Raw genomic sequence first — 25704 nt, 5'->3', positions numbered from 1 at the left:
CCTCCTACAACAGCTTTTTGCTACGCAGGAAATCACGGGCGACCTGCTGCGGTGACTGATGATCGATATCCACCTTCTTGTTCAGCTCGGTGATAACGTCGTTGTTGAGCTGGGCGGAGAGGGTGTTAAGCGCCTCTTCCAGCCCCGGGTTCGCCTCCAGCGTGTCTTTACGCACCACCGGGGTGACGGCATAGCTCGGGAAGAAGCCTTTATCATCTTCCAGTACTTTGAGGTCGAAACCTTTCACGCGGCCGTCGGTGGTGTAGATCAGCCCGGCATCAACAAAACCGTCGCGCACCGCGTTATATACCAGACCGGGATCCATCTGGCGGATCTGCGGACGGTCCAGCGCCATGTTGTAGGCCTTCTGCAGCGGCTTCATCCCATCGCTGCGCCCGGCAAACTCAAGATCCAGTCCCAGCAGCCAGTTTTTATCCGGGTTGGTTTTACGCACCTGCTCAATCTTCGCCACCATCTCAGACATGGTGTTGATATGTTCCGCTTCGGCGCGTTTACGCTGCATGGCGAAGGCATAGGTGTTGTTCATATCGGCGGGTTTGAGCCAGACCAGACCGTGCTTCGCGTCCAGACGCTTAACCGTCTCGTAAGACTCCTGCGGCGACATGCGTTTGTTGATGTGGTTAAAGATGATCAACGATGTACCAGTGTACTCCCAGGTCATATCAATCTGTTTGTTGATCATCGCGTTACGGGAGATAACGGTCGCAATATTGGTTTGCGGCTGCACCTGGAACCCTTTCTTTTGCAGGTACTGCACGGTCATGGCCGAGAGAATATGCTGCTCGGTAAAGCTCTTGGTCGCCAGAATCAGCGGGGCGGCTATCGCCTGGCTGGTGAAGAGCGCCGCGGCACACAGCGCCGTCAGGCTGGATATTAGTCTCATGAAAGCTCCTTGTTATTGTTATCGAGCGAGATGGGGACTCATCACGCGACCCAGCGCAGCCAGCAAGGTGTCGAGGATCAGGGCAAACAGCGCGGTGGCCGCCGCGCCCAGGATCAGCGTCGGGAAGTCGTTCAGGTAGATGCCGGGGAAAATCAGCTCGCCGTAGCTGCTGGCGCCAATCAGGAAGGCCAGCGGAGCTGTACCCACATTAATGGCGGTGGCGATGCGGATGCCGGAGAGCATCACCGGCCAGGCGTTAGGTAACTCCACCTGGCGCAGACGCTGCCATTTGGTCATCCCAATCCCGTTTGCCGCTTCCAGTAATGACGACGGCACCGAGCACAGCCCCGCGTAGGTATTGCGCACAATCGGCAGCAGCGAGGCAAGAAACAGGGCGATGATGGCTGGCGTATCGCCAATGCCAATCACCACCATCGCCAGCGCCAGAACGGCCAGCGGCGGCAGGGTGTTGCCGACGTTGAAGATTTGCATCACGTATTCGGCTACCCCACGCGCCGCCGGGCGGCTGAGCAGGATACCCGCCGGAATGCCAACCAGCAGTGCGAAGAACATCGAGGAAAATACGAGGATTAAATGCTGTTGCCCGAGGTAGATCAGGTCAACCTGACGCGCCTTGATCGTCTCCAGCCCAATGCCCCAGGTGAGGAGGGCCAGAACCACGATTATGGCGCCGACAAACAGCAGCGAGCGTTTGAGTAATGGATGCATTGCGGTGTGTCTCCCTGTGCGCATGCGTTATCGCAACCAGCGGTTGCCTGTTGTTATGCCATGTTTCGGCAGGGGTAGTTGACCTATAGCAAGCGTTTGGGAAGGGTTCCAGCGAAGGGGGAAAATCAGTAACCCTATGAAACTAGTGACAACCTTGATTAAGCCTTATGAGGTAAGGGCTGGCTGTGAGAGGGCAGAATAGTCCTAAAGCGACTTAATGAAAGTGACGGTGTCACAACTGTCGCGACATTCTGCCCTCTGCGTTTTGACTATCGGCCGAGGGCTGCGCGAACTTTGCGCACGCGCACCGCGATGGTAATCATGGAACAAACGGATACCAGCGCCAGTATGACACCCAGCGCCAGCATCGCATTAAAGCCAATCCACCGGAACAGGAGTAACCCCGCGATACCGCCCGTAATAAACGAGAACAGGGTGGTTAAGTGGGTTTTAAGCTGGCTTTTCTGCGCCGCAGTATCTTTGGAGTAGTCCCGGCGCAGCATCGCCACGACTACCGAGGCCAGCGATATTCCCGCGTCCGTCAGCGTGCCGGTGATGTGCGTCGATCTCACCCGGCCGCTGGAGAGCTGGGTGGAGGTGGAATTGTGGATCCCCATCAGACCACAGAGAAAGATAATAATCGTGCGGTTGCTGGTGAGGGCATGGAAATACATCTCGTAAACCGAAATACCGGTCAGTAATAACCCTTCGACAAACAGGATCTGGCAAAAAACCAGGCGGATATTATGGATAATGCCCCAGATAACAATAATGCGCGCAAGAATGGCACCCGTGACAAACGCCAGAATAATGGAGCCAAAGAAAATAATATCGTTCAGATCGGTGGAAGAGACTTCGCTGGATAATTGTGAGGTATTGCCGGTCATGTGAGAGGGGAAAAAGCCAAATGCCCCAAGGGCGATGGCGTTGAGCAAGCCGGCGGATGTCGCCAGCCAGAGGGCTAACCGGCGATCCTCCTGATGCGTTCGTTCTTTTTTGAGTTTAATCAGCAAGAATACCTCCGGGGTGAGCTTTGCCTGAAACGTCAGGCTAGCAAAGCGATACAACGGACAGTCCAGGATATGGCTTAATTATTATTCCCTCTGACGACATGCAGGGTTTTGTAATTAAATAAAATATCCTTGCTGAATATAGGGCCGTGGGGCATTCAGACCATACCGTTATTTCCGTGTCGCAAAAATGCCGGGCGCTGATTAAGACGTTCAAACCAGGCATCAATGGCAGGCACCGCGGGTTTGTCAAAAGGCGTCATCTTCCAGCGGTTCACCGACAGCCCCAGCACCACATCTGCAAGCGTAAACGTTTCGCCCGCAGTAAAGGCGCCGGTGCGCTGCAACTGCTGCTCCAGAATGCCGATGCAGTGGTTCCACTCTTTTATCCCGGCGGCAATCCGCGCGGGATCGTTATAGTCCGGGTTTTTGCGGCCCAGCGCCGGAAAGACATAGCGCCACGCGTTGTTGAATTCGGTTGCCTGCCAGTCCATCCAGCGCTCGACGTTAGCGCAGGCCTGCGGCTGCGATGGCAGCAGGTCATCGCGTCCGGCTTTGCGCACCAGGTAGCGGCAGATTGAATTCGATTCCCACAGCACAAAATCGCCGTCGATCAACACCGGCACCATGGCGTTGGGGTTCAGGGCGCGGAAGGCGTCCGTTTCCGTCGAGGCAAATCCGCTGCCGTAATCTTCCTGCTGATATGCAATTCCGGCTTCTTCGCAGGTCCAGAGGACTTTACGCACGTTGATGGAGGTGGTTTTGCCAAGGATGGTGATCATGTGTCAGGTGTCCTGCACTGGAATGAATGGTTTAAAAACAATACATCAGTTTTGTGAAAGAGGTCGGGGCAAAATTGGGTGGTGAGTGCGCTGGATTGGGGGAGCGATACCGTCTTTTGGAAGGAGCCTCGCAAACCTAAAAGTAACCCGGTGAAAATGAGGGTTAATGCTTTTATTCCGGTTACCTGGGCCGTAAAGTGACGGCGTTGCGGCACATCCGCAATCGGGTGTAGGAACCCGTATTCCATATAGCGATATTTAGTATGTCGTGGCAGCGTTTATCCCGTTACAATCTCGGTGGCGCTGGCGGAGCAGCCGTAAGGCTGGCCGTTTTCTATGTGGGCGGTATTCCTACCTCCGTCAGTGCTACCCCCGAGCGTAGGAACTCACAAGGTAGTGAATAAAATTACATGTAGAGGATGCCCTAATATGGCGACTATCCAGACCCTGATTTTCCCGCAATCTGACGAAAATATTATTCAACAGCTTATTACCCGACCCCTTCCGGTTGACGCCGACCTCTTTGACGTTGCGGACAACTGCGCCGCGCTGGTGACCGTGCTGGTCGAAAGCGATGATAGCGTCATTAGCTCTGCACTCTGCGAGCGCCTGCTGCAAGCGCTTCATCGACTGCGCGAACTCTGTGATGCCGATCTCCCGCCGAACCTTATTGAACAGTTGATTGTGGGAGAGAAAATGACCTCCTGCGTGCCGGACTGCTGGCATGACACCGCTACCCAGATTGACTATGCGCTGGCACTTACCCAAGCCGTTAAAGGGGGGACATTACCCGCGAACGTTGCGAAAGAGCTTACGGGGCTGCTGCACGATATGATTTGGCTTCTGGCGGAGTTTGTGAAGGAGCCGCGAATTGTGTCGCACTGAGTGCGGGCAGGCTTTGTTAGCTGCTTAGAGGGTGGTGTGGGAAAGGGGCTGGGTGGGCCCCTTTGAGGTTTTTGAGGGGGGTGTTATTGCTTTCGAGATTGGGGCGGGTAAATGGCTGCTATGAGTGATGAACGGTAGTTCGAGATTGTCTCATATCCGATTATGACGGGAGCATATTCGTGCTCAGGATCATGATGAAGGTAATTCTGAATCGGGGTATTATAATCAACGGGGAGCAGGTAATCTGCAGTCTAATACCCGCCTTGTACGGAGTTTGCGCTTTATGAACCTCAATCTTAACTCAGGAGTAAGGTAGTGGACACTTTGTCTATTAAAGGAATTGTTGAAGTTTTCGTTAACAATTGGGTTCCTGGTATCTTCACCTTCTTTTTAGGTATCTGTTATTCAAATATCGTTGAGAAAAGGAAACTTAAACAGAAGTTAAAGAACGATATTCTTGAGATCTTCATACCGGTCTTCAACGCAGGGAACGAGATCTCATTCGAAATTGCAGAGAATGCATGCAGGAATATAAAAGGTACCTTTCAGGCATACAAGAGAATATATCCAGGTATCTTCAACAAAGAGGCAGAGAATGAGCTTGAAGTTCTATTAAAAGATGGTTTCCTCATAAATGGTAAAGTTAACCAGCATTATTTTGAACCAGCTAATATTGAGAACCTGATTAAAAGATTGTAGCTTCGTTCATACCCCGCCCTTGCGGGGTATTTGCATCATGCGTCAAGAATGTCAATTTGATCTGCTTTCAGTTGATCCACTCCATCTGCTATTAGCACTGCCGCTTTTGGTTCGAAGCCGACAAGATGACTGAGCTGAAGGTCCTCTGTGTGTGAAGAGCGGATGTCTCAAATTTTCTTACCCAGAGAAGCTTTGCCCAGCATCCTGTTTCATCAAATCATAATTTGCGGGAGGCGGGATTGAACAAACTTGGTATCTATGGTTATGAATTTTCCATGGTGGTCATAAACTCATGCATGTAGTAATCCATAAATCTTTGGAATTCATCGAATTCTAACTCTCCAGATTCGAGTAATCTTAGTTTATCTTTATATTGTTTCGTCAGCAATCCGAGAGCCTTTATGTCCAATCTTTTATTATCTCTCATTGGCCCAAATGAAAATTCATACGAAATAAAGTTTAGATTAATTTTGTTCGTGGATGTTATTGATATTTTTCCATCCTTGGCTGGCTGACCAAACAAAATAATGTTCTTTAGATCGTTCTTATGTGCCTGCTTAAAGAAGCTGGAAGCAATTAAACCATCATAACCGCGACTTTTAATTTCATTTGCAAGCTCCTGACATAATGGATACTCAGATTCTCCGCTATAAACTATCTTTCTAATAAAGATCTCTATGCTTTCGAAAGGTGTAGAAGGTAACTCGGTTATGTCTGTAATATCAAGCAATCGGAGTTCTTTTATCACTTGAAAAGTTGCGAGCGCTATCCAATCGGTCAGAGCTACACGTATCTCATGCAAGCAAGTTTCAATCTCAAAAGCACCATAAAAAACTTTTTCTCCAGATTTATTAAAACGCCCCTCCGTTGGATTGGGATTTGAATCAAACTCATTTTCAAGTGCCGATGGTAGTGAGTTTCCTTTTCTCGCTCTGAAAATCGTTGAGCCAGGTTTAAGTGTCACAGTTTTACATGCACTTATTATACTTTCCCAAATCTCTTTGCGTCTCCACTCACTAACTTCGTCAATAACTAACTCTTGATAGTTTGTAGTTGCCCCTATTTTATAAAGCGGAGGACCATAATGGTAAAGAGGTAACGGCTTATATTGACTCAGCAGTTCAATGTCATGGTCTAGTTCTGACCCGAAAGTGAGTTCATTCATTCCTGTAGTTTTAATGTTATACACAGGCGCATTTCCTCCTGAACTCGGTGGAATTGAACCATTCACGAAAAACTCATGAGCAAGTTGATCTACATTATCCTCATTAAGGAATCCACCAGTATGGCCGCAGGTGTCGAAGAAACGTTTGTCATTTGAGTTTCTTAATTTTTCAGCTAAAAACTTCAAGCCTGTGTTTTTGATACATGAAATGCAAATCAATTTTTCCATTTTAATACCCATAAAATGAGGAGTGGTTATTTTACATGCAATTCAGCATTTTAAGCAAGAGAAAGGTATTTACTCCCCTGATGAGAGGTATAAACAGGTTGAATTTGTTAAACTCTTTTTCAGAGGGCGTTGTATCCATCAAAGTATTTTTAAAAATCACAAATAATGATAGGGCACCAGCTTCATCTTAAAGAATAAATAATGTTACCAGCAACGTCTGTCTTGGCACAAAGCGGACAGGTGCCTGATATAACTGGTCCGTCAGGAGCGAAGATCTGCCATCACGCATCATTAAGCCGAAATTGAGTGCATGCGACTTCACCCTCTACCCAGATTCACTCGGGTAAAATCAGATTCTGACAAGGCTTTTACTATTGCCCCTGATCATCCTGCACGTAAAATAATTAGACACTTATGGAAAGAGATGCATTATGGATATTGCTCTGCTTAACAGGGGCTGTAACAGAACATGTTCAGATACGATGGTGAATCTGGAAGCCCGAAAACTGTTCGAAACAGCAAATCGATTGTCAGCATTTTATTTACATGACGCCCTGACGCGTATCGAATTTGTCGAGGAGATAAAACAGGTCGTAGAAAAGGAGCAAGGTGGATACGATGGGTCGTCCAGGACGCTGATTGTTAACCTTTATGTTTTCTTCAGAACTGCCAGGATTTGTAAGACAACACTGGCGGCTGAATAAATGTAACGATGAAGACAGTGATGAGTATTGATATTCCACCGCTAATTATATTTTCTTTCGATGAAAACAACACAAGAATGATAAAAACCATCAGGCAAGATGATGTTATCCATAAAACAACCCTGAATCGATTAGCCAGATCCTGAATCGCTTCCCCCAATGTTCCACCATAGCTTTCAATGTTGTTCTTAATCTTCTGCAAGTCAGATCGCGTAAAGCCAGAACTCAACAAAGCCTCTTCAGTAACATCCATATTGTCCTCTCAGCAAATCTTAACTGGCGATGCTGCCCGCAATCATACTGAGCAACATTCATGCATTCCAGCCAAAACGGTTTCTGTCTATCTGAAACGAACCACCGTTATCCGGAATCTTTGCCATTAAACTCAGCTAAGCCACAAACAACCACAATTCTCCGCTGCGCAGCCTGAAGATGCCAGCTCGTTGTGTACAGCAAAAGATCATTAGCCGCTTAAAGAAAGGATAAAGGGGCTCCGATGAGCCCCTTTGTCGATGTCATTGCGATCAATTCGTGGTTTCAATTTTAGGCGGTTGCCAGGTGCCATCCAGAATGGCTTGTTCGCCCCAGTACGCTCGAATGTACAGTGAGAATGTACCGTCTGGTGCAGGTAACCAGTTATTGAGTTTATCCTCTGAAGGCCGGTTTTTGCTCACATACAGCGTCAGAGAGCCGTCATCATTAAATTTCAGATTTTTATTTTTTGTCCCCAGCGAGTAGCGATTCAGTTCGTTAGGGCTGAAAAGGTGTTTACTGTTATAGAGGGTTAAAGACCAGAAGCCTTTCACTGGCGGAAGCTGACCTTTCGGGAAGGTGACGGTGTAGTTATGTGCACCAGAGAGCTGGGCACCGGCAGCGTCATTATCCGTGTAGAAATATTGCGTTTCGTTCGGCTTATTATCGAACATATTCGATTTTGAAGTGCCGGTCCGGTTGTAATAATCGACCCCAAATTCAGCGTTATTTTTTGAGCGGTTCCAGCCATTACCCGCCGGTACACCGTTATGTTTCCATTTGAAAAACTCGGCGATAACCGTTTTATCCGTCTCGACTGCTGTTTCATCCATCCACTTGCGGATTTCAGGGTTTTTCTTACCCATTTCGACAAGGTGACGGTATTGGGCGTACATGGCTTCTTCACCCGGTAACGGTGGCACTTTATTCAACACATTCTCAAGCTGATCGAAGAACTTTTCGGGTATAACCCACTTCGTTTCACCTGCGTTGGGATCGGCTTTTTCACCGATAGACGGTAATTTCGAATAGTCGTAGGTTTTCATTTTGCCGTCAAACTGACTTAACGGATAAGTCATGACCTCTTTGATCGGTGCCTGAATCGCCGCTCTGTCTTCGGCCGTGTCATCCATCTGGATACGCGGTATCACGTTTGCCATTTCCGTTGAAGAGCGGATGATGCCGTTAATGCCTTTCGGCGTTTCGCCTTTCCAGTCAGGTCCGACTAACAAATAAAAGCCAGGTTTAGTGCCATAGGGCTTACCGACGTTACCAATTTGATCGGTTCGTGCATCATAAATGGCGTAAACCCAGAAGCGGTCGCCAAAGTCTGGCACCTGTAGCACAACCGGTTCTTTATCCAACTCAAAGAAGCCCAGACCGTAAGCCACGTCCTGATTCGGACAGGTTACGAAGGTTTCTTCAGGCTTGATGTAATCCGTCAGCATACTGAGCTGCCCCATTGGTGCAACCGGCACCATACCGCCATTCAATGCGGGCTCGGGCGCCTTCGTAATTGTCGCGCGTCGGTTGAACTGATTGACCATCGGCCAGCCCCAGATATAAGCCTGCTGCGCTATTGCCTTCACGTAGGCCTCTGGCATCTGCACGTCTAAAGAGGGTTGATTAAGCTGATCGAAACGCGTGGGATGCTGAATAGTGAGTGGTGCGCTCTCGGCAAAAACGTTGGCACTCAGGGCCAGGGCAGTAAAAAGTGCCAGTGTTTTTAATTTACTCATCGTAAGGTCCTTATTTGTTTGTCTGAACCAGATCGTCTGGTACCCAGGTTTGATCGTAAAAACCGTCTTCTGTGCCGTAGAGACGCAACGCCACAAGGAAATTACGATTAGGCACGGTTTTGATAAAAGCGGCATCGTCTACGCCATCCGGCTTGTTCGGGCCGAACCAGAGATCAATGGAACCGTCGCTGTTTTTCGGGATGTTGTAGTAGCCGTTTGTAGAAGGTAACAACTGGTCCGTTTCAGGCATGGTACCGTCGGTAATATTGTAGGCGGTGACCGCCCAGAACAGCGCAGCGGGTGGATTCGGTGGTAAATGCAACTTATAGGTGTTGCTTCCATCAAGGAACTTGCCGGTATTATCTTTTACCGCATAGGGATATTTTGAGCCGGCACCGGTTGTATGCATGACCATAGCTGCGGCGCTGGAATAGGCGATCTGGAAGAAAGCCGCACGTTGGTTGGCATCCAGCGTTCCGTACTGCATCCACTCTGCGGTTGCCCCCGCCCAGGAGTTCTCCCACTGGCGGTCTTTGTAGTAGAGCTGACGCTGATCGTCACGCCCCACCTGTCGGCGAGCCAGTATCATTCGCGGCGCAGTCGTAACCGCTTTGTTGAGCATTTCCTGCTGCTTCGCCGTTGGGGCGAATGGCTTTCCTTTAACAATCCCGATGCTTAACAACGCGCTACGCGTTTCCTCTGGAATCGCTGTTAACGGCTCATAATCCACGAAGGCTTTCAGCTTTTGCCAATAACTGGCATCGGTTGGATACATCATATTGACGCGTTTACCGCTGGCATCCGGGAACTGCATCGGCTTCACGTCTTTCTCAACATCCCAGAGGGGATAAATGCGCGTCGTTTCGGCATTTTTAACCGCCGGGATGGGGTCAGGTTTACCGTCGCCTTTGCCCATAATGGTTCTGAAGAAGAGAAACACATTGTAAGTCGATGATTTAAAGGCGTAATAACCCTGCGGCACAGGGCCCTCATAATCAGGGGGTAATAACAGATACAGCCCACCGCGAGCCCGATCCGGGCCGATGGCACCCACATCGGTAATGGTTTTCTGGAAGAAATCGGTAAACATACCGATGACGTTCGCCGGGGCTTTAATCACCAATGGGCCCGTTTCTTTCAGATCAAGGTAACTCATCGAATAGATGACATCTCCGTTTGGCGTTGGAACCACCGCCCGGCTATCCATGCGCTCTTTCCAGATAGGGAGAACGTTATAGCCTTTACCAAACGCCGCTTCAGAACCGTCGCGTAGCCCAATGGTGTTCAGAAGGGGCAGGGTTTGAATGTAGGCCTGGATAGCGTCCTGATAATACAGTTCATCGCTGAGCGATTGTGCCTCGTCCTGAGCCAGCCAGTTGCCGTTATTCAGTTGTTTCATCAATGGAGAGAGCGGGGCATCGGCAGCAACAGCGTGGTGGGAAAAAGTCAATGCCAGCAAAACTGCAGAGGCTATCACATGAACCTTCATAAGCGTTTCCTGATTGAGTGAGCAGAAGAAACCAGCGGCATATGCCTTTGAAACGCTTAAGCACATCCTCGTCTGGCACTGATACATGTCAAATGCCATTTAAGAATAGTTAACTTTTCAAAAATGTAACCTTAAGAGTTGTTTAATAATAAATTTACGCAACGATCGGGTTTTCTTTTTTTCTCCAGGCAGGGTAACGTTATGCGACATTGCGGAACGGGAAGGCTGGTCTATGCTCAACAGGATTGCGTCTGCCTGAAAAATAATGAGAGTGCGGAACGTTGCTGTGTATTTAATGTATATACCACGTCGTTAAAAAGGGTAATACAGCCTGACGGTAGCAGGGTGATGGCAAAAAAGAACGCGGAAGTAAAATTATCATTCGATAACAGGAAAATAGCATATGAGAAAAACGGCGTTGTTTTATTTGATAACGTTTCTTTCACCCGCAACGCAGGCCAGCGCACTCTATTTCTATGAGATTGGAACCGAAGATGCCGCGCTTGCCGGTGCGGGCCAGGCTGCACGTGCTCAGGACGCGTCCACAATCGTGACCAACCCGGCGGGCATGACGCGGCTTCCCGATCATATGTTTACCGGGGGTTTACAGGCCATGGATGGTGATATTTCCTATGACCTGGATAATGCGTCTGGTCACAAAAGTCCCGGTAATGTGATGAATTTATTCCCTAATGCAAGCGCCTTTTATTCGCAAAAAGTCAATGACAGACTATATGCCGGTGTAGGTTTATATGGCAATTATGGTCTGGGAATTGATTTTGGTAACTGGGCCGGCGATCGCCTTATTAAAAAAAGTACAATGGTTGCAATGACATTAAGCCCGTCCCTGGCTTATAAGCTCAGCGACCGTGTTTCCGTGGGGGGATCCGTTAACGTAAATTATGGATTCCTTTCGCTAACGCGTAATGTCGACGATAACGACGTAAAAGAGAAAGATAATGACTGGGTAATGAGCTACCGTCTGGGGTTATTAATGGCGCTTACCGATCAAACGCGTGCGGGTATCACCTGGAACAGTAAAGCGGACTATGATTTTAATATTGATGCGAAAGCCCGTTTCCCGAATTTACCCAACGTGGAATATGAACTCCCGATTTCTGCGCAGGTCAGGGCGCCTCAACAAATCATGTTTAGCCTGGTGCATGATATATCCCAAACGTGGTCAATAATGGGTGACCTTGGATGGCAGGACTGGAGTCAGTTTGGGAGTCCACAGATTACGGTTGCCGGACAGCAAACCGCTCATAAAAATCGCCTCAAAGACTCCTGGCATGCCGCGCTTGGGTTGCAATATCGTCCAACAGAACAGTGGCGAATCAATGCCGGGGTGGCGTTCGACAGTACGGTCTATGAGTCACAAAATGATGTTGCGCTTTCATTACCTACCGGCGATGAGTGGCGTTTTGCGACCGGTGCGCAGTATCAAATAACACCGCAAAGCAATATTGGGTTCGCCTTATCGTACTTACACATGCAGTCTTCCCGCGTCCAGTCGCCAGAATACCTAAGAGGAAGCTATGACGATCCGCACCTGTGGTTTGCGAGTGTCAATTACAGCTATCAATTTTAACGTTGCAACATCCTTGAGTGATGGGGGACTGGGCACCCTCTGTCCGCTTTGCAGCAAAAGAGGTCAGGTGTAATACCGCCTCTTTATGTCGTTAGCGAACGCGGACTGCCGAGATAAAGCCGCTGCTGTTTCCAGTATTCGATACCGCCTAAAATACTGTCCGCCCTGATCCAGGCTCTGGCAATCAGGATGTGTAAATGCGGTGCATTCAAAGCACTAACCATCTGCGAGCTATCGTTTAACAGCTGCACGATATACGTCACCGCATAGTCTCCTGAATCAACATATCCATCTCTTCGCTGTCTTTCCTTAAATACACTTTCGCTACCCTTAGGCCAGCGACGCCGCAGAGCGGAAAGGAGGGTATTGACGTAATTAATATTCGCCAGCACCAGGTCGGCAATGCGGTCTTCTTCACGCGCAGTGCTGCGTTCAATCAGATAAAAACCTGGGATTGCAGGACCGTACGGGGTAAAAAAACTCGGCGGACTATTCTCGCGGTAGAGTAAATTCCAGACATCGCCAAAGGAAAAAGCCTCTTCATCGTAAAACAGCGTGCCCAGGCGAATGGACTGCATTTGCATCCTTCCATGCAGATACAGCGGCAATTTATTGTTCTCAAGCTTCATGTAATACCGCCGGAATACGCTACATCCCTTTTCGCCCAGACGTCGAAACGGTTTACTTTGCCAGAGTCGCCATTGTTGCCTCCGCTCGTGGATATCAAGCAGACAGGCAAACGCGTCTATTTGCTCATCAAGTGAGAGTCTGCGTGAGCTTTTTAACCACCGCACAAAATAAAACAGAAGCGCTTTTACAGGTTTTCCTTCAGCTCGGATCAGGGCGGTGCTGTTCACTTTTCTGTTTTTTTCGTGCGATGATTTTAGATAGTTTTGTAACCATAACGCCCCGGCAATAAACCCACGGGAGTAGTAAATCTCTGCTTCGAAAGGCACCAACATATCGTCGTCTTCCAGTTGGCGTTTCAAATAACGGAGCTGTTCCTCGGCTAGTTGGCCAAGACCGATAGAGCTGGCCAGACGAGTGCCGGTAAGGTACTTTTCTTTCTTGGTAGGGGAGTAATAATCTGCCAGGGCCGTACGCCACCAGTCGCCATTCTCTTCGGTATCTTTAACCGTTTTACGAGGGGTCCCCAGCAGGGATGACAGTAATGCTAACGTGGGTCCGTGCTGAATCTTCATACCGCCGAAAGCGTATTGCCAGTAGACTCTCGGCTCGCGATTTTCATGTTCTTTGAGTCGCCAGAACTCTTCTTCAACGCTGGGGCGGTGGTCAATCCAGACTAATCGCGTCGAGCGCTTCCCATTCCAGCGATCGCGGATCCAGTGATTAATGTCGAAATGGTCGGTACCACTGTAGCCTGCGACAACCATTAAATCGGCCTGATTTGTTACCTGTTCGAGGCGTATTTTGAAGGCTTCGGGTAGCCCATGCTCCAGGTCGGCAAGTGTTGCGCCAAGTCCTGTACAGCCGTGTTCAATTGTGCCGTGCACTTTGATGATACCCCAGTCTTCACCGTATTCCCGGTGCAGGATGTCCAGGGTTTTGGTCGCGGGGTCAATCACATGCACAGGGATCTGATGACAACCAGCCTGCTCGATACAGTCATCAAAATTAGTGGTGATACACCAGCCACGGTGCTTAATCAGGTAATCGGCAATCAGATGATGATTCGCATTTGGGGGACGTTGGGAAAAGATACGCAGCAGTTCCCGGGCGGCACCGCTACGCTCGACGCCTTCAATGGTTGAAGGTTCAAACGCTTTATCAAGAACATGCTCCAGACGTGGCAGGCTTCGCCCCATCCACTGCTCACATTGACCAAATACCGTTTTAATTTCGTCAGCCGCGTTGCTGTCAAGCAAGTGGTCAAGCAGGGCTTCCGTGAGTTCGTATCCTCCTGGGAGCCGTGAAGGGGAATCAATGGAGATCCCCGCGCCAACCATCAACACAACTTTGCCAGGACAGGGGCGTTCGGGAGTGAAACCCTTCCAGCCAAACCACCAGTCGTCCATCTCCATCGTTTTTCCTTCGTCCACGCAGAAATATTATTAATGCATTAATTTATCCGGCAATTCAAATCGCCGCCCCAGAACGCCCCACCGCAGTGCACATCCCCCAAACCGCTCCCCAAAACAGTGAAACCCAACCCGCAGCAATCCACAACCTACTAAAAAACAAAGCAAAACCATCCTGGCACACCCCTTGCTTAATCAACCGTGAAAGGGCAGCACACCACAATTTGAACAATAGCTGGCTAGGGTTCCGGTTCACCACGGTGAATGGCTGGTCCAAGAGCTGGCGACCTCTGAGAGGTTACACGGCGGGACAAAAGCCCGGGAGACAGCAGCACCAGACGGTGTCGCGCTGCCCCCTAATTTTGTGCCACTCAGAGGTCAAGCATGAAAAAAACGCCATTACTCCGCTCTCTTGTACTGTCGCTGGCAATGCTGGTCAGTCTCCCCACGTTCGCCGCTGTGAAAAAAGAGTTCAACGTCTGCTGGACCATCTACGCCGGGTGGATGCCCTGGGGCACCATCAGCAGTAGCAAAATCATCGATAAATGGGCCAGCAAATACGGCATCAAAATCAACGTTGTGCAGCTCAACGACTATATCGAATCCATCAACCAGTACACCGCAGGGCAGTTTGACGGCTGCACCATGACCAATATGGATGCGCTGACCATACCGGCCGCAGGCGGGGTGGACACCACGGCGCTGATCCTCGGTAGCTACTCGGAAGGCAACGACGGGGTAGTGATGAAAGGTAAGGGCAAAACCCTGAAAGATCTGAAAGGGATGAAGGTCTACCTGCCTGAGCTCTCCGTGTCCCACTATCTGCTGGTGCGCGGTCTGGAAAAAGCCGGGCTCGCAGAGAAAGACGTCACCGTGGTGAATACCTCGGACGCAGATATCGTCTCTGCGTTCGGGACCGCCAGTGTGCAGGCTGCGGTGGCGTGGAACCCGCAGCTTTCCGTCATCAAAGGCACGCCAAACACCACCGAAGTGTTCAGCTCCTCGCAGGTACCGGGTGAGCTTATCGACATGATGGTGGTCAACACCGAGACCCTGAAAGACAACCCGGCGCTGGGCAAAGCGCTCACCGGCGCCTGGTTCGAGATGATGGGGCTGATGAAAGCGCAGGATGCCAGCGCGCTGAATGCGATGGCCGCCGCCTCCGGGACCGATCTCGCCGGGTATCAGGCGCAGCTCAAAACCACCCATCTGTTCTATACCCCGCAGGACAACATGGCGTTTGTCACGTCGCCGGATCTGGCGAAAACCATGCAGCGCGTGGCGTCGTTCTCCTTCGACAAAGGGCTGCTGGGCGAGGGCGCGCAGAGCGCCGATTTTATCGGTATGCGCTTCCCGGGCAATGTCACGGTGGGCGATGCCAGCAACGTGAAACTGCGCTTTGACGACAGCTTCGTGAAAATGGCCGCTGCCGGCACGCTGTGATAACGGACGGAGTCTCCATGCGACAAATTAATCGCCATCCCACACCCGGCATGCGGCTGATGCTCGTGATGCTGCCTTTTGTCCTGCTGCTGGCCGCCTACTTTTTTGGCTCAGCGGTCAGGCTGGAGGCCAACCCGCAGGACAAGCTGCTGCCCGGCCTGCAGCAAATGCTGGACGCGCTATCCCGGATGGCGTTGACCCCGGATAAACGCAGCGGTGAATACCTGTTCTGGGTCGATACCCTGGTGAGCCTCGCGCGTCTGCTGGCGGGGCTGGCGATCGCCTCACTGATCGGCCTGTGCATTGGCGTGACCTCGGGCGTGTTTCCGCTGTGGCGTGCATCGCTCTCGCCGCTGATGACGGTGCTGTCGATGATCCCGCCGCTGGCAATACTCCCGGTGCTGTTTATCGTTTTCGGGCTGGATGAGCTGTCGAAGGTGATGCTGATTGTCATCGGCATCACCCCGATGCTGGCGCGCGATCTGGAGCACCGCGCCTGTGAAATCCCACCGGAGATCCTCATCAAAGCGCAGACGCTGGGGGCCAGTAGCTGGACGCTGGTGCTGCGCGTGGTGCTTCCGCAATTACTCTCCAGGCTGCTGACCTCGCTGCGCCTGCTGCTCGGGTCGGCATGGCTGTTTCTTATCTCGGCGGAGGCTATCTCCTCTACCGCCGGGCTGGGATACCGCATTTTCCTCGTACGACGCTACATGGCGATGGATGTGATTATCCCGTACGTCCTGTGGATCACCCTGCTGGCGTGGCTGATGGATCTCGCCCTGCGTCAGTTGCACAAAACCTGTTTTCCCTGGGCGGAAGGAGGGAAGGCATGAGCTTTATCACCATCAACAATATCTGGCAGGAGTACGGCGACCATGTGGTGCTGGAACGCCTGAACCTGCAGGTGAAAGAGGGCGAGTTCTGCTCAATGGTGGGGGCGTCCGGCTGCGGAAAATCTACCTTCCTGCGTCTGCTGCTTGGTCAGGAAGCGCCCAGCCGGGGAGTGATCACCCTCGATGGCAAACCGCTGCGCGCCGAGCCGGACAGCAGCCGCGGGGTGGTGTTTCAGCGCTACTCCGTTTTCCCGCACCTCAGCGTGCTGGATAACGTCGCCATCGGTCTTGAACTGCCGCAATCGCCGCTGTTCGGGCGGCTGTTTGGGGGCAAAAAACGCGCCGTGCGTGAACGGTCGGCGGAGATGCTGGAAAAAGTCGGCCTCGGGCACGCGCTGGATAAATATCCCGCCCAGCTCTCCGGCGGCATGCAGCAGCGCCTGGCCATTGCTCAGGCATTCATCATGCAGCCGCGCGTGCTGCTGCTCGATGAGCCGTTTGGTGCGCTGGATCCGGGGATCAGAAAAGACATGCACGCCCTGTTGCTGCAGCTGTGGGGCGAAACCCGCATGACCGTCTTTATGGTCACCCACGATCTGTCTGAAGGCTTCAACCTCGGCACCCGGCTACTGGTGTTCGACAAAGTGCGCCTCGACCCGCAGGCACCGAATGCCTACGGCGCGCGCATTACCTACGACATTCCGCTCAACGAGACGCGGCTCTCCGCCCTGAGCGGAACCACGCCCGACAACGTTTATGCCTTAAGGGGGTAACAGTGAATACCATGACGATTTTACGTGAAGAGACGCTTCCCGGCGGGGGACACCTCTCGTTTGTCCTGAAGCGCGGGCAGATCCTGCGCATGACAGATACGCAAGGCAGTGCCAACGTCAGCCTGCTGATGCTCAACCCGCACGAGAAAAGCGAGCGGCTGAACCTGCCCGACACGCTGAAAGGCCAGCACACCGCGCGCCTCACCGCCGGACACTGCTTTTACTCCGACATGGGCCGCGTACTGGCGGGCATTACCGCCGACACCTGCGGCTGGCACGACCCGTTTGGCGGCGTGCTGAATGCCGCCGAAGTGGCGGAAAAATACGGTCAGGGGCGTTACCAGGAACTGCGCAACGGTTTCTACCGTAACGGTACGGACAACCTGCTGGTGGAGATGGGCAAGTGGGATCTCAACCTGGAAGATCTGCTGATGGTGGTCAATTTCTTCAGCAAGGTCACCGTGGAGGACAACGGCCAGTTCCGCTTCCACAGCGGACATTCGCAGCCGGGCAGCTACGTTGAGCTGTTCGCGCCGATGGACACGCTGATTGTCATGACCGCGCTACCGCACCCGATGGATCCCTCCCGGGAGTACGCCCCGCGCCCGGTACAGCTGAGCTGGCGGCAGGCGGAGGATGAAGAGGGGGCGATTAACGCCCTCCTGACGCGCCCGGAAAACGAACGCGCCATCACTAACACTCAACGTTTCGCCCTGTAAGGAGCCGTGTATGACCGTTGCCAGCGAAAAACATCCCCAGCATGCCAGCTTCCGCCACGTTATCCCGGCGGGGGAACCGTATCTGTTTGAAGTGAAGAAAGGCCAGACGCTACGCCTGCTCGACCTGGAGGGCAACCAGGCGGTGGACACGCTGTTTTACAATGCGGACAACCCGCGTGAGCGCTACGACGCACAGCGCACGCTGCGCCGCCAGAACAACGCTTATCTCACCCACGGCAGCGTGCTGTACTCCAACCTCGGTAACCCGCTGCTGACCATCGTGGCTGATACCTGCGGGCGTCACGATACCCTCGGCGGCGCCTGCGCGCAGGAGAGCAATACCGTGCGTTATGCTCTCGATAAACGCCATATGCACAGCTGCCGGGATAACTTCCTCTGCGCCTGCCTGCACGATGGCCGCCTGCAAAAGCGCGATATTGCCGCCAACATTAACTTCTTCATGAACGTGCCGGTGACTCCGCAGGGCGGGCTGACCTTTGAGGACGGTATCTCCGCGCCGGGAAAATATGTCGAGCTGCGCGCCGAGTGCAACGTCATCGTGCTGATCTCCAACTGTCCTCAGCTTAACAACCCGTGCAACGGCTGGAACCCGACGCCAGCAGAGGTGCTGGTATGGAACTGACATCCACCCGCTGGCAGCGCCTGCGCCAGGCCATTTATCGCCTGTTTGCAGTCCGCGCCGGACGCATTCTGCCGTAACCGCTTTTTCCCCATGGACGACCATGGGTGAGCCGATTTTCGGCGGGACGACCCGCCACGATTGAGTCTGACCTATGTTGACGACACTCCTGATTGCAAACCGCGGGGCGATTGCCTGCCGCATTCTGCGCACCCTGCGCGCCATGAAGATCCGCGGCGTGGCGGTCTACTCCGAAGCCGATCTCAGCAGCCTGCATATCCGGGAAGCGGATGAGGCGCTGAGCCTGGGCGAGGGCCCGGCGGCGAACACCTATCTGGTGAGCGAAAAGATCATCGCGGCCGCCAGAGCCAGCGGTGCGCTGGCCATTCATCCGGGCTACGGTTTTCTGTCGGAAAACGCCGCATTTGCCGAAGCCTGCGAAGCCGCAGGCATTGCGTTTGTCGGCCCCACGCCGGAACAGTTGCGCCTGTTTGGCCTGAAACATACCGCCCGTGCGCTGGCGAAAGCGCACGGCGTGCCGATGCTCGAAGGCACCGGACTGCTGGCTAACGTCGATGAGGCCGTTCACGCTGCGGCGGAAGTGGGCTACCCGGTAATGCTGAAAAGCACCGCGGGTGGTGGCGGGATCGGCATGCGCGTCTGTTACCACGCGGAAGAGCTGCGCGACGCCTTCGATGCCGTGGTGCGCCTGGGCAAGAATAACTTTAGCGACGCGGGCGTGTTTATCGAAAAATACATTGAGCGGGCGCGTCACCTGGAAGTCCAGCTGTTTGGTGACGGTAAAGGCGAGGTGATTGCCCTCGGCGTGCGCGACTGCTCGGTACAGCGGCGTAACCAGAAGGTGCTGGAAGAGACGCCCGCGCCCAACCTGCCGGACGGCATGGAGGCCGCGCTGTGCGAGGCGGCGATAAAACTCGGCCAGGCGGTCAACTACCGCAGCGCGGGTACCGTGGAGTTTGTCTACGACAGCGACGCGGCCCGCTTTTACTTCCTTGAAGTGAACACCCGTCTGCAGGTAGAGCACGGCGTCACCGAGCAGGTGTGGGGTGTTGACCTGGTTCGCTGGATGATTGACCTGGCGGCCGGAACGCTGCCGCCGCTGGCGGAGCTGCGTGCCAGCCTGCAACCACAAGGACACGCCATTCAGGCGCGGGTCTACGCCGAAGATCCGGGCCGTCAGTTCCAGCCGTCGCCAGGGCTACTCACCGAAGTGGTGTTCCCGGAAAGCGACCGTCGCACATTGCGCATCGACAGCTGGGTGGAGTCCGGCTGCGACGTACCGCCGTTTTTTGACCCGATGCTGGCAAAAATCATCGCCTGGCAGCCCACGCGCGAGGCGGCGATCCGCGTCCTGCACACCGCGCTGGGAGAGACGCGTCTCTACGGCGTGGAAACCAACCGCAGCTATTTGCAGCAGATTTTAACCTTCCCGCCGTTCGCCCGTGGCGAGCCGTGGACCCGCTGTTTAGAGACGCTGGACTATCAGGCCTTCACGCTGGAGGTGCTCAGCGCCGGGACGCAAACCACGGTGCAGGATTATCCGGGGCGCACGGGCTACTGGGCCGTCGGGGTGCCGCCCTCCGGGCCGATGGACAGCCTGGCGCTGCGTCTCGGCAACCGTCTGCTGGGCAATGAGGAGGGGGCCGCCGCGCTGGAGATCACCCTCAGCGGCCCGACGCTGAAATTCAACTGCGACGCGCAGCTGGCGGTGACCGGCGCAGCCATTGCGCTGACGCTGGACGGCGAGCCGCTGGCAAACAACCGCGTTTTCCGCGTCCGGGCGGGAAGCACGCTGCGTATGGGCGATATTCAGGGGGACGGCGTACGCAGCTATCTCTGCCTGCGCGGCGGGTTTGAGGTACCGGATTATCTGGGCAGCAAAAGCACCTTCACCCTCGGGCAGTTTGGCGGTCACGCCGGACGGGCACTGCGCACAGGTGACGTGCTGCATCTGTCCCCATTGACCGAACCTGTCGCGGACGGGGAGCTGCCGCAGGCCCTGCGCACCAGCCTGGATGGGGTGCGTGAGCTGCGGGTGATTTACGGTCCGCATGGTGCGCCGGAGTATTTTACGCCGGGCTATATGGCGACCTTTTTTGCCACCGAGTGGGAGGTACATTTTAACTCCAGCCGCACGGGCGTGCGTCTGATCGGCCCGAAACCGGAATGGGTACGTGACAGCGGCGGCGAAGCGGGGCTGCACCCCTCGAACATCCACGACAACCCGTACGCCATTGGCGCGGTGGATTTCACCGGCGATATGCCGGTGATCCTCGGCCCCGACGGCCCAAGCCTGGGGGGATTTGTCTGCCCGGTCACCGTCATTGAGGCGGATCTACACGCGGTTGGCCAGCTGAAAGCGGGCGATAAAGTGCGCTTTATGCCGGTGGACGTTTCCACCGCCCGACGGCTGGCGCAGGGGCAGGCGGCGCAAATCGCCAGCCTGACGCCGCAGGTCATGCCGTGGCAACCTGTCGGGCTGAGCTCGCCGGTGGTGCTGGAGGTGGGGGAGGACGATAAACGGCTGGTGGCGAGGTTATCCGGCGATACCCATCTGCTGCTGGAGATAGGCGACCCCGAACTGGATCTGGTGTTGCGTTTTCGCGCCCACGCGCTGATGCAGGCGCTGGAAACGCGCGCGCTGACGGGGATTATCGACCTCACGCCGGGGATCCGCTCCCTGCAGATTCACTATCAGCCGGAAACGCTGAGTCTGGAAGCGCTGCTGGAGACGGTGGCCGGGCTATGGCAGGACGTATGCGGGCAGGCGTCGCTGGACGTGCCGTCGCGCGTGGTCTGGCTGCCGCTCTCCTGGGACGATCCCGCGTGCCAGAAGGCCATCGACAAATACATGACCACCGTGCGCCGGGATGCGCCATGGTGTCCGAGCAACCTGGAGTTTATCCGTCGTATCAACGATCTGGCGAATATCGATGAGGTCTATAAAACGGTGTTCGATGCTCGCTATCTGGTAATGGGGCTGGGAGATGTCTACCTGGGCGCGCCGGTCGCGACACCGCTCGATCCGCGTCATCGTCTGGTGACCACCAAATACAACCCGGCACGCACCTGGACGGCGGAAAACTCGGTGGGTATTGGCGGGGCCTACCTTTGCGTCTACGGCATGGAGGGGCCGGGCGGGTATCAGTTTGTCGGACGCACGCTACAGATGTGGAATCGCTATCACGCCGTGGAGGATTTTGACGGCAAGCCCTGGCTACTGCGCTTCTTCGACCAGATCCGCTTTTATCCGGTCTCTGCCGAAGAGTTGCTCACCATCCGCCGGGATTTCCCGCTGGGACGTTATCCGCTGCGCATCGAACACACCACGCTGAAGCTGGCGGAGTATCAGCAATTCCTGGCCGACGAGGCGCCGGAGATTGAGGCATTCCGCGCGCATCAGCAGGCCGCGTTTGACGCCGAGCGTGAGCGCTGGGCCGCCAACGGTCAGGCCCATTTTGACAGCAGCGAGGTGCTGGTAACGGACGGCGAAGACGCGCCGCTGGCACCCGGACAGGCCGGGATTGACAGCCCGGTGTCGGGCAACCTGTGGCAGGTAAACGTTGAAGTCGGTAACACCGTGCGCGAAGGCGATGTGCTGGTGGTACTGGAGTCCATGAAGATGGAAATCCCGCTGGTCGCAACCCAGGACGGGGTGGTCAGCCTGGTGCGCGTGCAGCCGGGTTCATCGGTGCGCGTGGGTCAGTGTGTGGTGGTCCTGGAGAAAACAGCATGAAGCACCTTTTTGATTTACGCCTTGATGTTCTGGCGCAGGCATACCGTTCCGGTCAGCTCCGTCCTCGCGCGGTTATCCTTGCCCTGCGCGAGCGCGCGCTGGCGCTGAACCCGGAATTTAACGCCTTTATTTATCTTCTGACGCCCGACGAGCTGGAGCCGTATCTGGCCGCGCTGGACGGCGTGGATCCGGCATCGTTGCCGCTCTATGGCGTGCCGTTTGCCATTAAAGACAATATCGATCTGGCGGGTATTGAGACCACCGCCGCCTGTCCGGCCTTTGCGTACCGGGCAGAGCAGGATGCGACGATAGTGTCGCAGCTGATCGCGCTGGGGGCGGTCCCGCTGGGGAAAACCAATCTCGACCAGTTCGCGACCGGCTTAAACGGCACGCGCTCACCATTTGGTGCGTGTCGCAACAGTGTGCATCCGGAGTATCCGTCCGGTGGCTCAAGCGCGGGCTCGTCGCTGGCTGTGGCGCTGGGGCTGGCGAGCTTTGCCCTGGGCACCGATACCGCCGGGAGCGGGCGCGTTCCGGCCTCTCTCAATAATCTGGTCGGGCTGAAGGCGACCAAAGGGCTGATCTCGACAGCGGGTGTGGTGCCCGCCTGCCGCACGCTGGACTGCGTAACGTTCTTCACCAGCACGGCAGCGGAGGCCAGCCAACTGCTGGCGCTGACGGCGACGAAAGACGCGCACGATGACTACAGCCGTGCTAACCCGTCCTGGAACGGAGCGCAGGCATTTGGCGTACCGGCAGCCGGTTTTCGCTTTGGCGTGCCGGACACGCTGGAGTTTCTCGGCTGCGCAGAGAGTGAGGCGCTGTATCACACCGCAAAGGAGAGGCTGATCGCCCTTGGCGGCGTGCCGGTGACCATCGACTTTTCGCCGTTCCTGGCGGCAGCAAAACTGCTCTATGACGGCCCGTGGGTGGCCGAGCGCTACCACGTGGCGGGCGCGTTGATTGAGCAACAGCCGGACGCGGTGCTGCCGGTGATCCGCAATGTGCTGCAAAAAGCGCCTGCTATGAGTGCGGTAGCGGCGTTTGAAGCGCAGTACCAGCTTCAGGCCTATAAAAGCGAGTGCGATGCCATACTGGCGGGGCTTGAGTGCGTGTTAACTCCCACTTATCCGCGCCCGGTGAGTCTGGCCGAGCTGGCGGAGGAACCGGTCAAACGCAACTCTGAGCTTGGGCTTTACACCAACTTTATGAACCTGCTTGATTACGCTGCCGTGGCGGTCCCGGCAGGGTTTATGGCCAACGGCTTGCCTTCCGGCATAACGCTGTTTGGCCGCGCGTTTACCGACCAGTATCTGCTCAGTCTGGCCGATGCGTTACAACGTCACCAGAAATTACCTCTGCCTGGAGAACGCGAGATACAAGGGGATGCACCTGTTTCGACCGCCACCGATGACCGGATGTATCTGGTGGTGTGCGGCGCGCACCTGGACGGGCTGGCGCTGAATCATCAACTGCGCCAGCGCGGGGCGACGTATGTAGAAGCCACCACCAGCGCCCCGCATTATCGGCTCTTTGCCCTGGCAGACGGCAAACGACCGGGCATGGTGCGGGCAACAGAACAGGGTTCCGCAATAGCCGTAGAGGTGTGGGCACTTCCGCACAGCGAAATGGGATCGTTTCTGGCCGGGATCCCCGCACCGCTGGGGCTGGGAAAAGTCGAACTTCAGGACGGGCGCTGGCTGACCGGGTTTATCTGCGAGGAGGCAGGATTAGAGGGAGCACAGGAGATTACGCGATTCGGTGGCTGGCGAGCCTGGCTTGCTCATCATGCGTGAGCAAGCCAGCGCGGTTAACGGTAGAGCGGTTTTTCTGCGACCGGGATCAGTAAGGTAGATTGCCAGTCCGCAAGCGTCAGCTGCGCGAGTTTTCCCAGTGCGCTATAGAACGGGTGCCCGGCGTTTTCAACAAACACGGAGAGAAAACGGGTGCTCCACGGCAGCAGGTGCCACGCCAGAAGCTGGTCGCGTTCCGTCTCGCGTCCGTTCTCAGTGAGCCACGCGGCCAGCAGCAGCAACGTACCAAAATGATCTTCCGGTTCGTTCTGCTGCATCTCAAAGGCAATCTGGTTTTCCCGCATCCACTGACGCAGGGCGAGGGTTGAATCCCCAAACAGCACGGATTCACGATCCAGCCATACGGAACCCCACGGCGGTGCGGGCAGCGCATAGGGGCCAATAAACAGCCGTTGCCAGGCGTCAGTGACGGGCTCATCGGCAGATACCGTAAAGGTGTCGGCGATGGGCTGCAGCGCCGCCTGCGGCAGCGGCCAGTCCGTAACCCAGTCGCCAGCGGTCAGGGCGTTGACCAGCGGCGCAACGTGCTCGCTGTCGGGTGAATAATAAAACAGTGCGCCCAGTACCCGGGCGCTGAACGCGAACGCTTCACGCTGTGAGACATCTATCATTACAAACTTCCTTGCTCGCGCGGGCGAACCCGCGCGCCTGTGTTAACCGGCAATTGCCATACCTACCGTCATGTGCAGACCATAGAACAGACCGCGGCCGATCAGTTCACCCACGACAACCAGCGCCAGGCCTGCAAAGAGCGCAAGGGTTTTCGGCTCCTGGCGCCGGATGAGCGGGCACAGCCAGCAGCCTAATCCGGCGGCGACCAGTATGATACGGCCAACTTGCCATGCGCCATAGTCCGGCAGCAGGGCGCTGGCCTGTTGTACGGAGCTGTGTAGCGTCGCCAGTTCGTTACTCTGCAGCACAATCACCGCCACGCTCAGCAGCAGCGCCAGTACGCTCACCGATGCGGCACACGTGCCTCTGAAGGCGGTGCCAGCGGCGCGAAGCAGCAGGGCGGCAAACAGCGGGCCGCCCAGCGCCATCGTCAGGAAAAAGGCCAGCGTGGTGTAGCCGGTGTACCAGGTCGGAACCGTATCGATCTGATACACGCGGGTCATGGCCCAGACAAACACAATCCCCAGGATCTGGCTCACCACCATCCATACTTTACCCAATGCGGGCGGCATTTTACCGATAACCGACACCAGCCACCAGAAGCCACCGACGGCAAAGAAGACCGAGCCTGCCGCGATCTCGTTGCTGAGCGCCGACGCGCCAACACGGTTCAGGGAGTTAAACGCCCTGAGCGGGGAGCCCAGGTGCATCACCGATGCGATAAAGCCAACGCCCATGACCAGCCATAAAAAGAACATGCTGCGCACGATGCGGGCTTTGACCGCCTCGTCACTCTCCCTCATCCATGCCAGACCGCTGACGAGCAACGCCCCGGCCACGCACTGCCCAAAAACGGTGAAGATCACCAGCGGCCATTCATGCCATCCACTTCCCATC

At 54.8% G+C, this 25704-nt stretch carries 21 protein-coding genes, 1 pseudogene and 1 riboswitch; of the genes and pseudogenes, 11 read left to right on the top strand and 11 right to left on the bottom strand.

All coding sequences use genetic code 11. The features are described 5' to 3' along the window. Positions 1-4: 4 nt before the first annotated feature. The 4 genes from osmX to ECL_RS10850 form a co-directional block, all read right to left on the bottom strand. Positions 5-904: an osmoprotectant ABC transporter substrate-binding protein OsmX gene (gene osmX / locus ECL_RS10865; protein WP_013096822.1), complete on the bottom strand. Its 900-nt coding sequence runs from the start codon at positions 902-904 to the stop codon at positions 5-7. A gap of 18 nt (positions 905-922) precedes the next feature. Next, a complete protein-coding gene (gene osmY / locus ECL_RS10860) occupies positions 923-1633 on the bottom strand; it encodes an osmoprotectant ABC transporter permease OsmY (protein WP_013096821.1) in 711 nt (236 codons plus the stop codon). Between the two features lie 269 nt (positions 1634-1902). Beyond that, positions 1903-2646: a YoaK family protein gene (locus ECL_RS10855; RefSeq protein ID WP_014831711.1), complete on the bottom strand. Its 744-nt coding sequence runs from the start codon at positions 2644-2646 to the stop codon at positions 1903-1905. Positions 2647-2801: 155 nt separating this feature from the next. Then, a complete protein-coding gene (locus ECL_RS10850) occupies positions 2802-3425 on the bottom strand; it encodes a glutathione S-transferase family protein (protein ID WP_013096819.1) in 624 nt (207 codons plus the stop codon). A gap of 429 nt (positions 3426-3854) precedes the next feature. Here ECL_RS10850 and ECL_RS10845 point away from each other — a divergent pair, with 429 nt between their 5' ends. Next, positions 3855-4310, top strand: a complete 456-nt coding sequence (locus tag ECL_RS10845) for a hypothetical protein (RefSeq protein WP_013096818.1) — start codon at positions 3855-3857, stop codon at positions 4308-4310. Positions 4311-4625: 315 nt separating this feature from the next. Next, positions 4626-5009 carry a hypothetical protein gene (locus tag ECL_RS10840; protein ID WP_013096817.1) on the top strand — a complete coding sequence of 128 codons (384 nt, stop codon included), beginning with the start codon at positions 4626-4628 and terminating at the stop codon, positions 5007-5009. 262 nt (positions 5010-5271) lie between these two features. Here ECL_RS10840 and ECL_RS10835 read toward each other — a convergent pair whose 3' ends face one another. Then, positions 5272-6402 (bottom strand): RES family NAD+ phosphorylase, encoded by a 1131-nt coding sequence (locus tag ECL_RS10835; RefSeq protein ID WP_013096816.1) that lies wholly within the window; start codon positions 6400-6402, stop codon positions 5272-5274. 431 nt (positions 6403-6833) lie between these two features. Here ECL_RS10835 and ECL_RS28050 point away from each other — a divergent pair. After that, a pseudogene (locus tag ECL_RS28050) lies at positions 6834-7007 on the top strand (DUF4225 domain-containing protein); the annotation flags it as partial. Between the two features lie 55 nt (positions 7008-7062). On the opposite strand, the gene ECL_RS10830 reads toward ECL_RS28050, so the two are convergent. The 3 genes from ECL_RS10830 to ECL_RS10820 form a co-directional block, all read right to left on the bottom strand. Beyond that, the gene (locus ECL_RS10830; protein WP_072072177.1) at positions 7063-7359 is read right to left on the bottom strand and encodes a hypothetical protein; all 297 of its coding nucleotides are present in this window, start codon (positions 7357-7359) and stop codon (positions 7063-7065) included. 271 nt (positions 7360-7630) lie between these two features. Then, positions 7631-9097 (bottom strand): DUF1254 domain-containing protein, encoded by a 1467-nt coding sequence (locus ECL_RS10825; protein ID WP_013096812.1) that lies wholly within the window; start codon positions 9095-9097, stop codon positions 7631-7633. A 10-nt stretch (positions 9098-9107) separates the two neighbouring features. Beyond that, positions 9108-10586, bottom strand: a complete 1479-nt coding sequence (locus ECL_RS10820) for a DUF1254 domain-containing protein (protein WP_013096811.1) — start codon at positions 10584-10586, stop codon at positions 9108-9110. 403 nt (positions 10587-10989) lie between these two features. Here ECL_RS10820 and ECL_RS10815 point away from each other — a divergent pair, with 403 nt between their 5' ends. Beyond that, a complete protein-coding gene (locus ECL_RS10815; protein WP_013096809.1) occupies positions 10990-12177 on the top strand; it encodes an OmpP1/FadL family transporter in 1188 nt (395 codons plus the stop codon). Between the two features lie 83 nt (positions 12178-12260). Here the strand turns inward: ECL_RS10815 and ECL_RS10810 are convergent, their stop codons facing one another. Then, on the bottom strand, positions 12261-14219 hold the full coding sequence (locus ECL_RS10810) for an SIR2 family protein (RefSeq protein WP_013096808.1): 1959 nt from the start codon (positions 14217-14219) through the stop codon (positions 12261-12263). A 225-nt stretch (positions 14220-14444) separates the two neighbouring features. Then, a riboswitch (guanidine-I (ykkC/yxkD leader) is annotated at positions 14445-14543 on the top strand. A gap of 57 nt (positions 14544-14600) precedes the next feature. On the opposite strand from ECL_RS10810, the gene ECL_RS10805 reads away from it, so the two are divergent. The 7 genes from ECL_RS10805 to atzF all read left to right on the top strand — a co-directional run bounded on the left by ECL_RS10805 (position 14601) and on the right by atzF (position 24177). Further along, positions 14601-15659: a putative urea ABC transporter substrate-binding protein gene (locus tag ECL_RS10805; protein ID WP_013096807.1), complete on the top strand. Its 1059-nt coding sequence runs from the start codon at positions 14601-14603 to the stop codon at positions 15657-15659. 17 nt (positions 15660-15676) lie between these two features. Beyond that, positions 15677-16492, top strand: a complete 816-nt coding sequence (locus ECL_RS10800; RefSeq protein WP_013096806.1) for an ABC transporter permease — start codon at positions 15677-15679, stop codon at positions 16490-16492. Next, on the top strand, positions 16489-17265 hold the full coding sequence (locus tag ECL_RS10795; RefSeq protein ID WP_013096805.1) for an ABC transporter ATP-binding protein: 777 nt from the start codon (positions 16489-16491) through the stop codon (positions 17263-17265). Before ECL_RS10800 ends, ECL_RS10795 begins: the two co-directional genes overlap by 4 nt. An 11-nt stretch (positions 17266-17276) precedes the next feature. Further along, on the top strand, positions 17277-17984 hold the full coding sequence (locus tag ECL_RS10790; RefSeq protein WP_044159424.1) for an urea amidolyase associated protein UAAP1: 708 nt from the start codon (positions 17277-17279) through the stop codon (positions 17982-17984). 10 nt (positions 17985-17994) lie between these two features. Further along, positions 17995-18627, top strand: a complete 633-nt coding sequence (locus tag ECL_RS10785; RefSeq protein WP_013096803.1) for an urea amidolyase associated protein UAAP2 — start codon at positions 17995-17997, stop codon at positions 18625-18627. Positions 18628-18778: 151 nt separating this feature from the next. Further along, entirely contained in the window at positions 18779-22381 is a 3603-nt protein-coding gene (gene uca / locus ECL_RS10780) for an urea carboxylase (RefSeq protein ID WP_013096802.1), read from the top strand. Further along, positions 22378-24177, top strand: coding sequence for an allophanate hydrolase (gene atzF / locus ECL_RS10775; protein WP_013096801.1), 1800 nt, complete (start codon positions 22378-22380; stop codon positions 24175-24177). The genes uca and atzF overlap by 4 nt, the downstream gene beginning before the upstream one ends. Before the next feature lie 14 nt (positions 24178-24191). On the opposite strand, the gene dmsD is transcribed toward atzF, so the two are convergent. Beyond that, entirely contained in the window at positions 24192-24806 is a 615-nt protein-coding gene (gene dmsD, locus ECL_RS10770; RefSeq protein ID WP_013096800.1) for a Tat proofreading chaperone DmsD, read from the bottom strand. A 42-nt stretch (positions 24807-24848) separates the two neighbouring features. Then, positions 24849-25703, bottom strand: a complete 855-nt coding sequence (locus ECL_RS10765; RefSeq protein ID WP_013096799.1) for a dimethyl sulfoxide reductase anchor subunit family protein — start codon at positions 25701-25703, stop codon at positions 24849-24851. Position 25704: the final 1 nt, after the last annotated feature.

Source organism: Enterobacter cloacae subsp. cloacae ATCC 13047, from assembly GCF_000025565.1.
In the GTDB taxonomy this organism is placed as follows: Bacteria; Pseudomonadota; Gammaproteobacteria; order Enterobacterales; family Enterobacteriaceae; genus Enterobacter; species Enterobacter cloacae.
Note: the sequence above shows the minus strand (reverse complement) of the source record. Positions and strands in the feature narration are given on the sequence as shown.

Coding starts and splice junctions, on each gene's coding strand:
- ECL_RS10805 (WP_013096807.1), top strand. CDS start 14,601: ATGAAAAAAACGCCATTACTCCGCTCTCTTGTACTGTCGCTGGCAATG.
- atzF (WP_013096801.1), top strand. CDS start 22,378: ATGAAGCACCTTTTTGATTTACGCCTTGATGTTCTGGCGCAGGCATAC.
- uca (WP_013096802.1), top strand. CDS start 18,779: ATGTTGACGACACTCCTGATTGCAAACCGCGGGGCGATTGCCTGCCGC.
- dmsD (WP_013096800.1), bottom strand. CDS start 24,806: ATGATAGATGTCTCACAGCGTGAAGCGTTCGCGTTCAGCGCCCGGGTA.
- ECL_RS10785 (WP_013096803.1), top strand. CDS start 17,995: ATGACCGTTGCCAGCGAAAAACATCCCCAGCATGCCAGCTTCCGCCAC.
- ECL_RS10830 (WP_072072177.1), bottom strand. CDS start 7,359: ATGGATGTTACTGAAGAGGCTTTGTTGAGTTCTGGCTTTACGCGATCT.
- ECL_RS10765 (WP_013096799.1), bottom strand. CDS start 25,703: ATGGGAAGTGGATGGCATGAATGGCCGCTGGTGATCTTCACCGTTTTT.
- ECL_RS10825 (WP_013096812.1), bottom strand. CDS start 9,097: ATGAGTAAATTAAAAACACTGGCACTTTTTACTGCCCTGGCCCTGAGT.
- ECL_RS10815 (WP_013096809.1), top strand. CDS start 10,990: ATGAGAAAAACGGCGTTGTTTTATTTGATAACGTTTCTTTCACCCGCA.
- ECL_RS10820 (WP_013096811.1), bottom strand. CDS start 10,586: ATGAAGGTTCATGTGATAGCCTCTGCAGTTTTGCTGGCATTGACTTTT.
- ECL_RS10810 (WP_013096808.1), bottom strand. CDS start 14,219: ATGGAGATGGACGACTGGTGGTTTGGCTGGAAGGGTTTCACTCCCGAA.
- ECL_RS10845 (WP_013096818.1), top strand. CDS start 3,855: ATGGCGACTATCCAGACCCTGATTTTCCCGCAATCTGACGAAAATATT.
- ECL_RS10790 (WP_044159424.1), top strand. CDS start 17,277: ATGACGATTTTACGTGAAGAGACGCTTCCCGGCGGGGGACACCTCTCG.
- ECL_RS10850 (WP_013096819.1), bottom strand. CDS start 3,425: ATGATCACCATCCTTGGCAAAACCACCTCCATCAACGTGCGTAAAGTC.
- osmX (WP_013096822.1), bottom strand. CDS start 904: ATGAGACTAATATCCAGCCTGACGGCGCTGTGTGCCGCGGCGCTCTTC.
- osmY (WP_013096821.1), bottom strand. CDS start 1,633: ATGCATCCATTACTCAAACGCTCGCTGCTGTTTGTCGGCGCCATAATC.
- ECL_RS10795 (WP_013096805.1), top strand. CDS start 16,489: ATGAGCTTTATCACCATCAACAATATCTGGCAGGAGTACGGCGACCAT.
- ECL_RS10800 (WP_013096806.1), top strand. CDS start 15,677: ATGCGACAAATTAATCGCCATCCCACACCCGGCATGCGGCTGATGCTC.
- ECL_RS10835 (WP_013096816.1), bottom strand. CDS start 6,402: ATGGAAAAATTGATTTGCATTTCATGTATCAAAAACACAGGCTTGAAG.